Source organism: Acinetobacter sp. BHS4, assembly GCF_018454425.1.
GTDB lineage: Bacteria > Pseudomonadota > Gammaproteobacteria > Pseudomonadales > Moraxellaceae > Acinetobacter > Acinetobacter pittii.
Genome location: NZ_CP075323.1, coordinates 2,512,140 through 2,527,204 on the forward strand (window position 1 = coordinate 2,512,140; position 15,065 = coordinate 2,527,204).

Annotated in this window: 14 protein-coding genes and 2 pseudogenes; 10 read left to right on the forward strand and 6 right to left on the reverse strand. The window is 41.7% G+C overall.

Going from position 1 to position 15,065, the window contains the following annotated elements; genetic code table 11:
• Positions 1-287 precede the first annotated feature (287 nt).
• The 3 genes from KIP84_RS12085 to KIP84_RS12095 all read right to left on the reverse strand — a co-directional run bounded on the left by KIP84_RS12085 (position 288) and on the right by KIP84_RS12095 (position 3,671).
• Complete coding sequence (locus tag KIP84_RS12085) at positions 288-695, reverse strand: GFA family protein (RefSeq protein WP_005076906.1); 408 nt, start codon at positions 693-695, stop codon at positions 288-290.
• Between the two features lie 27 nt (positions 696-722).
• Complete coding sequence (gene cueR, locus KIP84_RS12090) at positions 723-1,124, reverse strand: Cu(I)-responsive transcriptional regulator (RefSeq protein WP_001020650.1); 402 nt, start codon at positions 1,122-1,124, stop codon at positions 723-725.
• 75 nt (positions 1,125-1,199) lie between these two features.
• Entirely contained in the window at positions 1,200-3,671 is a 2,472-nt protein-coding gene (locus tag KIP84_RS12095; protein ID WP_213688589.1) for a heavy metal translocating P-type ATPase, read from the reverse strand.
• A gap of 166 nt (positions 3,672-3,837) precedes the next feature.
• Between KIP84_RS12095 and KIP84_RS12100 the strand changes: the two genes are divergently transcribed.
• On the forward strand, positions 3,838-4,038 hold the full coding sequence (locus KIP84_RS12100) for a heavy-metal-associated domain-containing protein (RefSeq protein WP_077164555.1): 201 nt from the start codon (positions 3,838-3,840) through the stop codon (positions 4,036-4,038).
• 57 nt (positions 4,039-4,095) lie between these two features.
• On the opposite strand, the gene mobR is transcribed toward KIP84_RS12100, so the two are convergent.
• A complete protein-coding gene (mobR, locus tag KIP84_RS12105) occupies positions 4,096-5,766 on the reverse strand; it encodes a phenol degradation transcriptional regulator MobR (RefSeq protein ID WP_063098446.1) in 1,671 nt (556 codons plus the stop codon).
• A gap of 369 nt (positions 5,767-6,135) precedes the next feature.
• Between mobR and KIP84_RS12115 the strand changes: the two genes are divergently transcribed.
• The 7 genes from KIP84_RS12115 (at position 6,136) to KIP84_RS12145 (ending at position 11,857) form a co-directional block, all read left to right on the forward strand.
• The gene (locus KIP84_RS12115; RefSeq protein WP_057062323.1) at positions 6,136-6,423 is read left to right on the forward strand and encodes a phenol hydroxylase subunit; all 288 of its coding nucleotides are present in this window, start codon (positions 6,136-6,138) and stop codon (positions 6,421-6,423) included.
• Positions 6,424-6,443: 20 nt separating this feature from the next.
• The gene (locus KIP84_RS12120; protein WP_213688591.1) at positions 6,444-7,442 is read left to right on the forward strand and encodes an aromatic/alkene monooxygenase hydroxylase subunit beta; all 999 of its coding nucleotides are present in this window, start codon (positions 6,444-6,446) and stop codon (positions 7,440-7,442) included.
• An 11-nt stretch (positions 7,443-7,453) separates the two neighbouring features.
• Entirely contained in the window at positions 7,454-7,720 is a 267-nt protein-coding gene (locus KIP84_RS12125; RefSeq protein WP_000049450.1) for an MmoB/DmpM family protein, read from the forward strand.
• A gap of 45 nt (positions 7,721-7,765) precedes the next feature.
• Positions 7,766-9,292, forward strand: coding sequence for an aromatic/alkene/methane monooxygenase hydroxylase/oxygenase subunit alpha (locus tag KIP84_RS12130; protein WP_213688592.1), 1,527 nt, complete (start codon positions 7,766-7,768; stop codon positions 9,290-9,292).
• A gap of 59 nt (positions 9,293-9,351) precedes the next feature.
• Entirely contained in the window at positions 9,352-9,714 is a 363-nt protein-coding gene (locus KIP84_RS12135) for a phenol hydroxylase subunit P4 (RefSeq protein WP_213688593.1), read from the forward strand.
• Between the two features lie 14 nt (positions 9,715-9,728).
• Complete coding sequence (locus tag KIP84_RS12140) at positions 9,729-10,790, forward strand: phenol 2-monooxygenase domain-containing protein (RefSeq protein WP_213688594.1); 1,062 nt, start codon at positions 9,729-9,731, stop codon at positions 10,788-10,790.
• A 185-nt stretch (positions 10,791-10,975) separates the two neighbouring features.
• Complete coding sequence (locus KIP84_RS12145; RefSeq protein WP_213688595.1) at positions 10,976-11,857, forward strand: transporter; 882 nt, start codon at positions 10,976-10,978, stop codon at positions 11,855-11,857.
• Positions 11,858-11,909: 52 nt separating this feature from the next.
• Here KIP84_RS12145 and KIP84_RS12150 read toward each other — a convergent pair whose 3' ends face one another.
• Together KIP84_RS12150 and KIP84_RS12155 are read right to left on the reverse strand one after the other, a co-directional pair.
• Positions 11,910-12,869 (reverse strand): LysR family transcriptional regulator, encoded by a 960-nt coding sequence (locus KIP84_RS12150; RefSeq protein ID WP_057069826.1) that lies wholly within the window; start codon positions 12,867-12,869, stop codon positions 11,910-11,912.
• Positions 12,870-12,913: 44 nt separating this feature from the next.
• Positions 12,914-13,043 (reverse strand): annotated as a pseudogene (locus KIP84_RS12155) (hypothetical protein).
• A 106-nt stretch (positions 13,044-13,149) separates the two neighbouring features.
• Here KIP84_RS12155 and benA point away from each other — a divergent pair.
• Positions 13,150-14,532 (forward strand): benzoate 1,2-dioxygenase large subunit, encoded by a 1,383-nt coding sequence (gene benA / locus KIP84_RS12160; protein ID WP_031947818.1) that lies wholly within the window; start codon positions 13,150-13,152, stop codon positions 14,530-14,532.
• Positions 14,529-15,048, forward strand: a pseudogene (benB, locus tag KIP84_RS12165) (benzoate 1,2-dioxygenase small subunit). The gene benA and the pseudogene benB overlap by 4 nt, the downstream one beginning before the upstream one ends.
• The last annotated feature ends 17 nt before the right edge of the window (positions 15,049-15,065 follow it).

Below are 15,065 nucleotides of genomic sequence, written 5' to 3' on the forward strand. Positions count from 1 at the left end.
AGATATTTCCAAATAAGAAATAGTTTTTTTACAGGCATTAAAAAAGCCCGTTTCACGGGCTTTTCTGCAACGGTGAGCAATATAAGCGTTGTGTCTATCCAACTCTTGTTTGCTCTTTGCTAGCTATATGTAAGGTCTTATCGTATCTTTTGCCCTGTCCCAAGTTTCCCTGTGGAGCGAGGAGATATTACGATTACCTTAGGTACAGTTATAGCACATTATTTATTCATGACTAGTCCTGTTCACGTTTTTTTACAAATGAACAAAATACGATCTAACCTTAATATTTAAGGGTTTTCTACCCCATTTGGATATTGGCGAGCGTCATCACAAATTGGATACCACTTCACTTGTGAATTGACAAAAGCATGAGAGATGACTGGCGTCGATATTTCTTCATTAATAAGTCCGACCCTCAGGCGTACCACTTCTGGCTTATCTAGACGTTCACTCCAGATCGGTGAACCGCAAGTTTTACAGAACACTCTCTTTTTGTTTGGAGAAGCAAAATACGCTTGCAAAAGATTTTCACCCTGTACAATCTCTAAATCGCTTTTTTGTACTTGAGTGATGGCAGCAAAAGCAGCCCCTTGTGCTTTTTGGCATTGCTTACAATGACAAACCATAATAGGATTTAATTCAGCATTAATGCTGAGTTGAACACCATTACAAAGACAAGAAGCTGTATAAATCATGATTTTACCTTTTTATTTTTATGGGATTTAGCTTACACCTACCCCTTTTTCAATATGATCTAAAATGGCACAAGAAGCCTGTTGGTCGCCACAGCAATCATCGGCAGAAGCCTGCAAAATATTAACCATTTCTTGTAGGTGGGCAATTTTTTGTTTTAACTCGGCAATGTGTTTGACGGTTAAGGCTTTCACCTCTGCACTATGCCGATCGGTATTTTTCCAAAGTGAAATAAGCTCTTTCATCTGTTCAGATGAAAAACCTAACTCTCGAGCATGCTTTAAAAAGTTTAAAGTTTTAAGGTCTGTTTCTGAATAGATGCGATAGCCAGAAGCAGAACGCTGAGCTGCTTCAAGTAAACCGATTTCTTCATAGTAGCGAATCATTTTCGCCGAAATGCCCGAATGTTTGGATGCCTGACCGATATTCATCTCACACCTCAAATATTAAATTTGGTTTAAGACCTGCTGTCATGATCTTAAACCAAAAGTTGATTTTCAGCACGCTTACTCTACTGGCGCATGAAAGCGTTTTAAGCGTAATGCATTGCCTAAAACAAAAACCGAAGAAAGTGCCATCGCGCCTGCTGCAAACATCGGTGAAAGTAACACACCAAATGCTGGATATAATGCCCCTGCTGCAATTGGAATTAGGGCTACGTTATATACAAATGCCCAGAACAGGTTTTGACGTATGTTTCGCATGGTGGCTTTACTTAATGCAATTGCATTCGGTACGCCTTTTAAACTACCTGACATGAGCACAACATCAGCTGCTTCGATGGCAACATCTGTTCCTGTACCAATAGCTAAACCGACATCTGCTTGCGCCAAGGCTGGTGCATCGTTAATACCATCACCAACAAAAGCTAAGCGCCCATACTGTTTTTGCAGTTGGCGGACTGTGTCCACTTTGCCCTCGGGTAAAACCTCTGCCACAACTTCGTCAATGTTCAGCTTTTTGGCAATTGCTTGCGCCGTATGACGGTTGTCTCCTGTAATCATGGCAACCTTGAGGCCTAATTGATGCAAGGCCTCAATCGCAGCATAGGTTGTTTCTTTAATTGGATCTGCCACGGCAATAATTGCTGCAAGTTTCTGATCGATAGCAACATAAAGCGGTGTTTTACCTTCTTCACCTAACTGAGCAGCAATCGCTTGGAATGAGCTGGTATCTAAACCAAGTTGGTGCATATAACGATCTGCGCCTATTTGTACTTTTTGGCCTGAAACTTCAGCTTCAATACCTGAACCTGTAATCGAGTTAAAAGCGGTTACGGGTAATAAGTTTAGGCCTTCGCTTTCTGCTGCTTGAACAATCGCGAGTGCAATCGGGTGTTCAGACTTGGCTTCGACTGAGGCAACTAAAGTCAGCACTTGTTTGCGTTCAAAGCCCTGTTGCACATTAAAGTCAGTCAGTGTCGGTTTGCCTTCGGTGAGTGTGCCCGTTTTATCAACTGCAACTACTTGCGCTTCTTGTAAAAGCTGCAAAGCTTCACCTTTACGGAACAAGACACCTAACTCGGCACCACGTCCAGTACCGACCATAATAGAAGTTGGTGTTGCAAGTCCCATCGCACAAGGACATGCAATAATCAGTACTGCAACGGCATTCACCAATCCAAAAGTGAGCGCAGGTTCTGGCCCAAAAATAAACCAAACCAAGAAAGTAATTGCAGCAATTAACATCACTACAGGTACAAACCACATGGTGACTTTATCGACTAAGCCCTGAATCGGAAGTTTAGAACCTTGGGCTTGTTCAACCATACGAATAATTTGTGAAAGTACAGATGAGCTACCCACTGCGGTTGCCCGAATGTTCAGTGTTCCGTTTTGATTGACCGTACCACCGACCACCTGTTGTCCCACTACTTTTTCGACTGGGACAGGTTCACCCGTAATCATAGATTCATCAATGTAGCTGTGCCCTTCAACCACTTCACCATCGACTGGCACACGTTCACCCGGACGAATTTCTACGATAGTTCCACTGACCACTTCAGCAACAGCAACTTCAACCACTTGACCGTCACGTTGAATACGGGCTGTTTTAGGCTGCATTCCTACCAAATGTTGAATCGCTTGCGAAGTACGTCCTTTAGCTTTGGCTTCAAAATAACGTCCGAGTAAAATTAAACTGACAATTACAGCAGCCGCTTCAAAGTAAACATTGACCGTACCTTGTGGTAAAACCTGTGGCATAAAGGTTGCCACGACTGAAAAACTGTAGGCAGCCAAGGTTCCAACTGCCACTAGCGAGTTCATATCTGGTGCTAAACGCCATAGGGCTGGAATCCCTTTTTGGTAAAAACGGCGACCTGGAAAAACGAGAACTAATGTGGTTAAAGCAAACTGTAAAAGCCAGCTATTGTATTGACCAATGGTGTCCATGATCCACATGTGAAAAGCTGGAATGAGATGTGAACCCATTTCCAAAATAAACACAGGTAAGGCCAACACAATCGAAATGATCAAATCTTTTTTAAGCTGATCTAACTCTGATGCTTTTTTATCGAGTTGCTCATCTTGATTTTTTTCAGATGCTTTTGCGTCATAACCTGCTTTTTTAACAGCGCGAATTAAGTCTTCAACATTGACTGATGCATCTGCCTGCACCCAAGCCTGTTCTGTTGCTAAGTTGACCGTAGCTTCTTGAACGCCATCTACTTTTTTAAGGGCTTTTTCAACACGTGCAACACAAGATGCACAGGTCATGCCCTCAATAGACAACTCCACTGGCGCAGCTTTGGGAACATCATAACCTGCTCGTTCAACTGCTTTAACCAGTGCTTCACGCTGAATCGGCTGATTTGAATAAACAACCGCTTTTTCTGTTGCCAAATTAACGTTAGCAATCTCTATATTTTCAACTTTCTTAAGTGCTTTTTCGACACGACCTACACATGAGGCACAAGTCATGCCCTCAATTGAGAGTGTTTCACTATATGCTGGCAATTTTGTGGTTTTTGAGTCCATCAAACACCTCTGCAAATCTGCAAAATTTAATATTCTGTATTGAGCATACAGATTCCCATCATGGGAAGGTCAAGCATATTTTTTTAAAAATTTGGTCTTGACCTTACAATCATGACAAGGTTTAGACTCAGTGTTATCCAAACAAACATCTCATTCTTGATGGAGTATGAACATGAAACTACTTATTGAAAATATGACTTGTGGTGGCTGCGCTCGTGGCGTGACTGCAACGATTCAAGATATCGACCCAAATGCAAAAGTAGATGTGGACTTAGCGACCAAAATCGTGACTGTTGAAAGCAGTGAAAGCGTCGATAAAATTACCGAAGCGCTTGAAGAAGATGGTTTCCCAGCGAAAGTACAATAATGAATAAGGCCTAACGTTTAAAGTTAGGCCTTTATTTTTGAGCTTGTTGATATTGACTCAAAGCTGAAATTTTTTAATTCGATAATCCAGTGCTGCCCGAGTTAGTCCCAATAAGCGTGCCGCTTCAGACACATTATGATTTGCTTTTTTTAAGGCTGTTAAAATCAACTGCCTCTCGTGTTCTTCTAAATTAAACTCTGCCTGCAATAATTGCTCAAAGTCAGTTTTAACAGCTACAGCCTGCTCTGGGTCATGCTTAATCTGTGGGAAAATGGCATTTAACTTAATCAGCTGCTGATCGTCCGTTAATAAAACCGCCCTTTCTAATAAGTTTTCCAACTCTCGAATATTTCCCGGCCATTCATATTGCTGCATAAAAACTTTGGTCTTTTCACTTACACCTTGAATGGTTTTGCCGTACATTTTTTCAAAGCGACGAAGAAAATGTTCAACCAGTAAAGGAATGTCTTCACGGCGCTCTCTCAAAGGCGGAATCTGCACTGGGAAAATATTTAAGCGATAATATAAATCTGCCCGAAATCGTCCTGTTTTCACCGCTTGCTCAAGATCTTCATTGGTTGCTGTAATTACACGAACATCTAAAATACGAGTTTGTGAGTCTCCAACTCGCTCAAATTCACCTTCTTGCAAAATGCGTAATAGTGCCGCTTGCGCACGAGGTGAAAGCTCAATCACTTCGTCTAAAAAAATCGTACCACCATTGGCTCGTTCAAACTTACCCATGCGAGATTGATGCGCTCCTGTATAAGCACCCTTTTCTACCCCGAATAATTCAGACTCAATTAACTCTGGTGGAATCGCTGCACAGTTTACCGCAACAAAAGGTTGGTCTTTTCTTTGGCTATTTTCATGAACTCCTCGTGCAAAAGCTTCTTTACCAACCCCTGTTTCGCCTTGTAGCAAAATAGAAACTTTCGAACCTGCTGCTTTTGTTAGTAATGCACAGACCTGTTTATAAGATGCTGACTTACCCACAGAGCTAAATAATTGGTAATCGACTTCGCTGTCGCTATAAATTGATTTTTTTAATTCAAACAGTTCAGCCTGCAATGCAATCAGTTCTTTTTCCATGGGTTGGGGTGACATGAACTGAATCAGTTCATCTGCATTTTCCCACTCTTCTAAAGGCTTACCGATAATACGGCAGTGCTCATCGCCACAGGCCTTACACTCTATTTCTTGATAAATAATAGTCATGCCCGTCGCAAAACTACTATATCCACATGCATAACCCAAAAGCATCCAGCACGCAGGTTCATCACTTGGACCAAAATGCTCTAAATGCACATCGGCTTCAAAAGAGTTGAGCCAGTTTAAATCGGCATAAAATTGTTTTTTATCGTGGCTTAAATTGAGCTGGTTGGCCTGTACTTGCACCATTCCACGAATGGCGTGCATTTGTGGACCCGCCATAAAAGCATCGTGTTCATTTAAATCGGGACGCATTTTTGTTGTAACTTCGGCATCCTTTAACCCAGCTTGATACCCTAAACGAATAAAGAAACGCTTGGTTCGCTCAAGCCCAATCATGTGCGCTAAATCTTTACGCAAATATCCCATAATGCTGGTGTGTAAAAGTAGCATCCGATATTCATCAAACCAGATTTGGCCATGGGCAGTATCAAAATGCAGTTTAGACAGCAAATCATGAATTTCTTGCGGATGATCTGCGTATCGTCCCGTTGTATCGTATTTTACTCGAGCCATGAGTGATCTGTTTTAATCCATTAAACACATTTGGGTTTTATCTCATCTTATCGAAGAACAAGATAAATGTCCTAGTACCTTAAAGACATAACTTCATACTAAAAAAGTATTTCTAAATCTCTCCATTTAAAGCCTCAAACAATCTAAAAAGAAATTTTTACGACCCTATTCATCAAATCATGAATATCTCTATTTCACCATTCAAAAAAATTCATGAAATGGTGAATTTTAAAAATGCTGCACTGTTAATAAAAACACTAAGCAATTGTTTTTAATTATAAAAATAAATTTGGCATAGCTTTTGTAAAGCTTATAGCGAGAGCAAGGAGCATTCATCAATTTCAAGACCATGTCTTGATGGAGTACAGCATGACGCAATCTCAAGTCGAAGCATTAACCAAATATATTCGGGTCACTGGCGACTTAAATGCAGAGTTTATCGAATTCGATTTTGCCATTCATGACCCAAGTCTATTTGTGGAACTGGTTTTGCCTAAACATGCATTTAATGATTTTTGTAAGACCAATCAAGTGGTTGAAATGACGCAAGAGCAACAAGCTTTTAATGATGCTCAGGAAGAAAAATGGCGCTATGGCACTGAAGCAACCTTAGTCGGCACGCAACGTAATAGCAACGATCACGATGATCAGATGTAAAAATATAAGGAGATAAAGCCATGACTTTAGAAATCAAAACGTCAAATGTCGAACCTATCCGCCAGAACTACGCCTATATCGAAAGACGATTTGGTAGTAAGCCAGCAACTCGATATCAAGAAGTAAGTTTTGATGTACAGGCAGAAACTAACTTTCACTATCGTCCTTTGTGGAAACCTGAAAAGACCTTAAATGATAAAACCCATACTGCCCTGCAAATGCAAGATTGGTATGCATTTAAAGATCCACGTCAATTCTATTATGGAACTTATGTTCAGCACCGTGCGCGGTTACAAGACACCGCCGAAAGTAATTTTGCTTTTTTTGAAAAACGTCAGCTTGCAGAACATTTGTCTGATGAAGTCAAAGCTAAGGTCATTGAGTACCTATTGCCATTTCGCCACGTTGAACAAACTGCAAACTTACACATGATGTCTGGCAGTGCCTATGGATATGGCACGGTGCTTACCCAAGCTTGTATTTATGCCGCAATGGATCATTTAGGAGTTGCGCAGTACATCTCGCGTATTGGCTTAGCTTTAGATGGCAACAGCGGCGACTCACTACAGCAGGCAAAACAGGCTTGGATGCAACATCCTGCATGGCAAGGCTTACGACGTTTGTGTGAAGAAAGCCTCACCGAGCAAGACTACTTCAAACTTTTCTTATTACAAAACCTTGTGATTGACGGCTTTGCGACAGAGCTTGTTTATCAACAGTTTGATCAGTGGTTAGTCACTCAAAATGCTCGCGACTTAGCCATGCTGACTGAATTTATGAAAGACACTTTAGGTGATTTACGTAAGTGGTCAGACACCGTCATTAAAACTGCCGCAGCCGAGTCAGATCACAATAAACAACTATTAAATGAATGGTTCACTCAGTCTTTAGCTCAAGTAAAAGCAGCTTTTACACCTTGGGCAACAGCAGCCTTAACAGCAGATGCAGTTGATCAAGCAGAACAAGTTGTGATTGATCGCGCAAAAAAACTCGGCCTACAACCACTTACAAATGCTTAAGGAGAAGCAACATGTCTAAAGTCTATCTCGCATTACAAGACAACGATACTTCACGCTACATCCTCGAAGCGATTGAAGAAGATAACCCTGAAGCTTCAATTCAGTATTTACCCGCCATGATCCGAATTGAAAGTGAAACTGATTTGGTGATTAAAGCTGAAACCGTATCTGAAAAACTAGGCCAAGATTGGGACATCCAATCGTTACAACTCAACATGATTACGCTGGGCGGCAATGTCGAAGAAGATGACGATACTTTCCGCCTTCACTGGAATTAATCACAACATAGACGTTGTTTAACAAAGATTTAAGGATGATCAATCATGACAACTCAAACGAAAGAAACCAGCAAAAAATTAAATGCTAAAGATCGTTACCGCGCATTAACCCGTGATCTGGACTGGGACTTTTCCTATACTGACCGTAAAGATGCCTTCCCTTATGAAGAGTTTGAAGGTATCAAAATTACTGACTGGTCTAAATGGGAAGATCCATTCCGTTTAACTATGGATGCTTACTGGAAATATCAGGCAGAAAAAGAGAAAAAACTTTATGCCATTTTTGATGCCTTTGCTCAAAACAATGGTCAGATGAATGTCAGCAATGAACGCTACTTAAATGCGATCAAACTCTTTTTAACAGCGGTGACCCCCCTTGAATATCAGGCTTATCAAGGCTATGCCCATGTAGGTCGCCAATTTAGTGGTATTGGAGCACGTATTGCATCTCAGATGCAGTCGATTGATGAGCTGCGTCATGTACAGACTCAAATTCATGCCATGAGCCATTACAACAAGTTCTTTGATGGTTTTCAGGATTGGGCACACATGCATGACCGCGTTTGGTATTTGTCTGTGCCTAAATCATTTTTTGAAGATGCCCGTTCTGCTGGCCCTTTCGAGTTTTTATTAGCCATTAGTTTTGCTTTTGAGTATGTGCTTACCAACTTGCTGTTTGTTCCGTTTATGTCGGGTGCAGCTTATAACGGCGATATGGCAACCGTAACCTTTGGTTTTAGTGCACAGTCAGATGAAGCTCGTCACATGACGCTTGGTCTTGAAATCGTAAAATTCTTGCTCGAACAGCATGAAGACAACGTGCCAATTGTGCAGGAATGGATTGATAAATGGTTCTGGCGTGGGACGCGTTTGCTTTCAATTGTAGGCATGATGATGGATTACATGCTGCCAAACAAAGTGATGTCTTGGAAAGAAGCTTGGGAAGTTTATTTTGAGCAGGCAGGCGGTGCGTTATTTAAAGATTTAAGCCGCTATGGCATCCGTATGCCGAAATATAGCGATGTCATTGTGAAAGAAAAAGAGCATGTCTCACATCAGGCATGGTGGATTTTTTATAACTTTGGTCATGCTGCCGGTTTCCATACATGGATTCCAACCGACGAAGAAATGGATTGGTTATCTGCTAAATATCCAGACACTTTTGATAAATACTACCGTCCAAAATGGGAGTTGGCTCGCAAAATGGAAGCTGAAGGTAAACGCTTCTATAGCGCGGGCTTACCACAGCTTTGTCAGGTTTGTCAGATTCCAATGACCTTTACCGAAATGGGTGATGACCCAACTCAGTTTAGTTATCGCCATAGCATCTACCAAGGCGAACGCTACCACACCTGTTCAGATGGCTGTCATGACATTTTCGAACGCGAGCCTGAGAAATATATACAAGCATGGCTACCTGTAAATCAAATTTTGCAAGGTAACTGTGGTGGTGGTGACCTCGAAACCATGCTCCGCGATTATTACCGCATGAATGTCGGCGCCGACAATCTGGATATTGAAGGCTCGCCAGACCAACAGCGCTGGAAAAAATGGAAAGGCAACGCAGCTTAAACACAAGGAATTGTTCAGGCAGTGATCAAGCTGCCTGATAGAAAATAAGGAGATTGAACATGACTGTTCGCGCAATACACAACAACTATCAATTTGAACCGCTTGATCTACAAAAAAATTATGGCGATCAATTCTTACTTTACGTGGGTTGGGATCATCACACCCTTTTTTGCTCGGCACATGCCATGCTTGCCTCCCCTCAACAAACTTTTGGACAGTTGATTGAGCAACAAATTACAGGTGGTTTTGCCCAACATCCAGATTTTGCCAAAATTGATTGGTCAAAAGTGCAATACACCTTAAATGGTCAAACAATCGAACCAGAGAGTACAAAAACTTTGGCAGAGCTTGGTTTTGGACATAAGTCATTACTTCGTTTCGTTACGCCAGAGTTAAATGGCTATAACGACAGCTACGTTTAATTCGGAGGTGTGTCATGAGTTATCAAGTCACCATTGAACCGATCGGAACAACGATTGAAGTAGAAGAAGACCAAACCATTTTAGATGCCGCTTTACGTCAAGGCGTTTGGTTACCCTTTGCCTGTGGTCATGGCACTTGCGGGACATGTAAGGTTCAAGTCACCGACGGTTTTTATGATGTCGGTGAAGCCTCGCCATTTGCACTCATGGATATTGAACGTGATGAAAATAAGGTGCTTGCCTGCTGCTGTAAACCACAATCCGATATGGTCATTGAAGCCGATGTTGATGAAGATCCAGATTTCTTAGGTCATTTGGTTCAAGACTATCAAGCGACCGTAATTGAAATAAAAGACTTATCGCCAACCATTAAAGGAATCCGACTACAACTAGATCGGCCAATCGAATTCCAAGCTGGCCAATATATCAATGTCCAGTTCCCAAACATTGAAGGAACTCGAGCGTTTTCAATTGCCAATTCACCAAGTGAAGTGGGTATTGTTGAGCTGCATATTCGTAAAGTTGAAAGCGGTGCAGCGACGACTTATGTGCATGAACAACTTGCCACGGGCGATCAGCTTGATATTTCAGGCCCTTATGGTCAATTTTTCGTACGCAAGTCAGATGATCAAAATGCCATCTTCATTGCAGGTGGTTCAGGTCTTTCAAGTCCACAATCGATGATTTTAGATTTACTTGAATCTGGAGATAGTCGCACGATTTACCTCTTCCAAGGAGCACGAGACTTGGCAGAGCTATACAACCGAGAATTATTTGAACAGCTTGTAAAAGACTATCCGAACTTCCGCTATATCCCTGCCCTGAATGCACCAAAAGCAGAAGACCAATGGACTGGATTTACTGGATTTGTGCACGAGGCCGTTGCCGATTACTTTGAAAATCGATGTGGTGGACACAAAGCGTATTTGTGCGGCCCACCCATCATGATCGACTCGGCAATTTCAACACTCATGCAAAGTCGCTTATTCGAACGGGACATTCACACTGAACGTTTCTTAAGTGCGGCCGATGGCGCTGCTGGACAATCGCGTTCAGCTTTATTCAAACATATTTAAACATAAACCTTTAAGCAATCCGCTTTTTCAAATGAGTTTTGTATTTGTAATTTAGAAAGCAAATACAAGGCTCACAGGAGTTCTGCATTCCAAATTTACAGGTTAAACAGACTCAAATTTTTAAAGACCGTTAAGGAATAACGTTTTTTTAGTGACAAGCCAAACAACACAGAATAGGACATTCTATGAATAACAAAATTGCTGCAATCATATGTGGTGTAATCAGCGCCCTTTACCTTCCTTCTGCATTTGCGACAGAAAACGGTTCGGACTCTTTTGCTTTAGGTGCCGAAGGAATGATGGCGGGTGCCTTACCACCTGCTGGCGTCTACTTACTCAGTTATTATCAAAATTATCACGCATCAGAGTTTCAAAATGGTCCCGATCAGTTCCATGTTGATGTCAACGCCATGGTTCCGCGGTTGGTCTGGATGACCGATCAAAAAATTATGGATGGACAACTCGGGTTTTATGCAGCCCAGCCATTGGTTGATCTACGCCTTAAAGTAAATGGGATGGCTGACTCAAACCAAGGACTCGGAGACTTGATTTTGGGTGGTATGCTCGGCTGGCATCAAGGAAATCATCACTGGATTGCAGCCCTAGAAACCGTACTTGGGACAGGTGAATACGACACTCCAAGTACGACACATCCAGTTGAAGCCAATCTCGGAAAAAACTATCACACCATTCGACCTATTCTTGCCTATAGTTATGCCAACGCAGCAGGTTTAGACCTTTCAACTAAACTGTCTTATAGCTGGAATACACGTAACGACGCGACCGACTATAAGTCTGGACAATACATTGCGGGTGACTATAGCTTAGGCTACCGCATTAACCCCAAACTCAAAGTTGCAGTTGAAGGCTATGCTTTTAAACAAACCACAGATGACAAAGTAAACGGAAGTGACATTGGGTTTAAAGGACAGGCTTTTGCAATTGGGCCAGGCATTCAATATGCCGATAAGAACTGGTCTATCGAAGCCAAATTTCTAAAAGAAACCGAAGTCGAATATCGTCCCGAAGGCCATACCAGCTGGCTAAAACTGATTTGGGCTTTCTAGAACCATTTAACGCATAGCTTCAACCTTCTTTGAGGCTATGCCCTCGCTTTATTTAAAAATCGATACCGTCTGAATCATCTATCGGATTCTGATCGAGCGTGAAAACAGTGCGTTTATATGGAATACCTTCAAGATCATACACCTGATAAATACAATCAAATAAAAGCTGTAAGTCTTCACTTCGGTCCATTGCGCGAGCAGTAATAAAAATTGGACTGACTGCGCCATTATCTAAAATCGGAATGTAATTTAAATGAGGAAAACGAATGGTATCGGCACTGGCAGGAATAATACACAAACCTTCACCCGCTGCTACCAAGCCCAAAGCCAGCTGAATTTCCCGTATTTCATGCATATTTTTTGGAACCAAACTATGCTCGGCAAAAATATTCAAAAGCTGAGTCGAAAAATTAGGTTTCGGCGAAGTGGGATACATAAACATCTTTTCATCAATGAGATCGGCCAGATATACCCCTTCAGTACGCTGAGCAATGGGATGACTCGTATGCGCAGCAACCACTAATCGCTCTTTACGCAGCAAAATACGTCTCACCGCAGGATCACTAATTCTTAAGCGTCCAAATCCAACATCAATACGTCCTTCTTTTAATGCCTGTAGTTGCTCGGTTGTACTTAACTCCATCAATTGAATATTCAAATGAGGTTGTTGTTGACGAAATAAATAAATGATTCGAGGCAGTAAACCATAGAGTAAAGACCCAACAAAACCAATCGTCACACTACGTTCAATTAGACCAATACGTTTGGTCATACTTTTTATTTCTTCAGCATTCGACAAAAGTTTAACGGCGTGCTGATAAAAGAAATGTCCGGCTGGGGTTGTCTGTAAAGGACGGCTTCCGCGCTCAAACAGTTGAATTCCAAGCTCACTTTCCAAATTTTGAATCTGTCGACTCAAAGGTGGTTGAGCAATAAATAGTTTTTCCGCGGCTTTTGTAAAGCTCTGCTCTTCAACAACAGCCACAAAATACCGTAAATGTCTTAGTTCCATAAGGCATCCATACCTTTAAGATATAAAAAAATGCAAATTCAGTCTTAGACACAGTTTAACCATTCTTTTAAGGTATATACAAGCAACAAACCGATGAAGTGATGAATTGCTTTGTGAACAAGCCTTCTTGCCAATCTTCCAGTTATTCATCTTCATCAATTCACGGTTAAACACCCAGCGCACTCATGCGCTTCATTGACAATATTAGGATATCAAGACCTTTTAGATCATAGCTAAGGCCTTGGTGACTTCCACACTTTTGGAAAGTCGGAGAACGGACATGCCACGTATTCCTGTAATCAATACTAGCCATCTTGACCGTATTGATGAATTACTTGTCGATAATATCGATACAGGTGAATTTAAACTTCATCGCTCAGTGTTTACTGACGAAGCCCTATTTGACCTCGAAATGAAATATATCTTCGAAGGTAATTGGGTTTACTTAGCACACGAAAGCCAAATTCCAAATAATAATGACTACTACACCACTCACATTGGTCGTCAGCCAGTCATTATTGCCCGCAACCGTAACGGTGAATTGAATGCCATGATCAATGCGTGTTCACACCGCGGAGCACAACTTTGCCGTTACAAGCGTGGTAATAAAGCAACGTATACTTGCCCTTTCCACGGCTGGACTTTTAACAACTCAGGTAAATTGCTTAAGGTTAAAGATCCAAGTGAAGCAGGCTATTCTGACTGTTTTAACCAAGATGGCTCACACGACCTTAAAAAAGTGGCTCGTTTTGAGAGTTACAAAGGTTTCTTATTTGGTAGCTTAAATCCCGATGTTCCTTCACTTGAAGAATTCTTGGGAGAAACCACCAAAATCATCGACATGATTGTTGACCAGTCTGAACATGGCCTTGAAGTTTTACGTGGTTCATCTACCTATACCTATGAAGGCAACTGGAAACTCACCGCTGAAAATGGTGCCGATGGTTATCATGTTTCTGCTGTTCACTGGAACTATGCAGCAACAACTCAACACCGTAAAGAAACTCAAGCTGCTGATAACATCCGTGCGATGAGTGCAGGTTCTTGGGGTAAACAAGGCGGTGGCTCGTATGGCTTTGAAAATGGCCATATGTTGCTGTGGACACAATGGGCAAACCCAGAAGACCGTCCAAACTTCCCGAAAGCAGACGAATACACCGAAAAATACGGTGAAGCGATGTCGAAATGGATGATTGAGCGTTCACGTAATCTTTGTCTCTATCCAAATGTTTATTTGATGGATCAGTTTGGTTCACAAATTCGTGTACTTCGCCCACTTTCGGTTAATCGAACTGAAGTCACTATTTACTGTATCGCACCTAAGGGCGAAGCACCTGAAGCTCGTGCACGTCGTATACGTCAATATGAAGATTTCTTCAATGCTTCAGGCATGGCAACACCAGACGATTTAGAAGAATTCCGTGCTTGTCAGGCAGGCTACGCAGGTATTGCTCTTGAATGGAATGACATGTGTCGTGGTTCAAAACATTGGATTTATGGACCAGACGATGCAGCGAACGAAATCGGTTTAAAACCCATGTTAAGCGGGATTAAAACTGAGGATGAAGGCCTGTATCTAGCCCAACATCAATATTGGTTACAAACCATGAAACACGCGATTGCATCAGAGAAAGAAATTGCTGATCAGGGAGAAACAGCATGAGTGCTCAAGACAAAGCAACTTTAGAAAATATTGCTCAGTTTCTCTATCGTGAAGCTCGCTGTTTAGATGATGAACAATGGGATGACTGGCTTGAATGCTATGCACCAGAAGCTTCATTCTGGATGCCAGCTTGGGATGATGACGATAGATTAACTGAAGATCCTCAATCTGAAATTTCACTTATTTATTATCCAGACCGTCAAGGTTTAGAAGATCGCGTGTTCCGTATTAAAACTGAGCGCTCATCAGCAACCATGCCAGACACACGCACAAGCCACAATATTGCCAATGTTGAAGTCGTTGAGCGCGACGGCGACAAAGTTACTGTTCGCTTTAACTGGAATACCTTGAGTTTCCGTTACAAGACAAATTATAGCTATTTCGGTATGTCACGTTATGTGATCGATTTTTCAGGTGATCAACCAAAAATCTTGAGCAAGTATGTCGTTTTGAAAAATGACTACATCAATCAAGTGATTGATATTTACCACCTTTAAGACATACCCCCTCAGTTAAACGGACTGTTGGCTGAG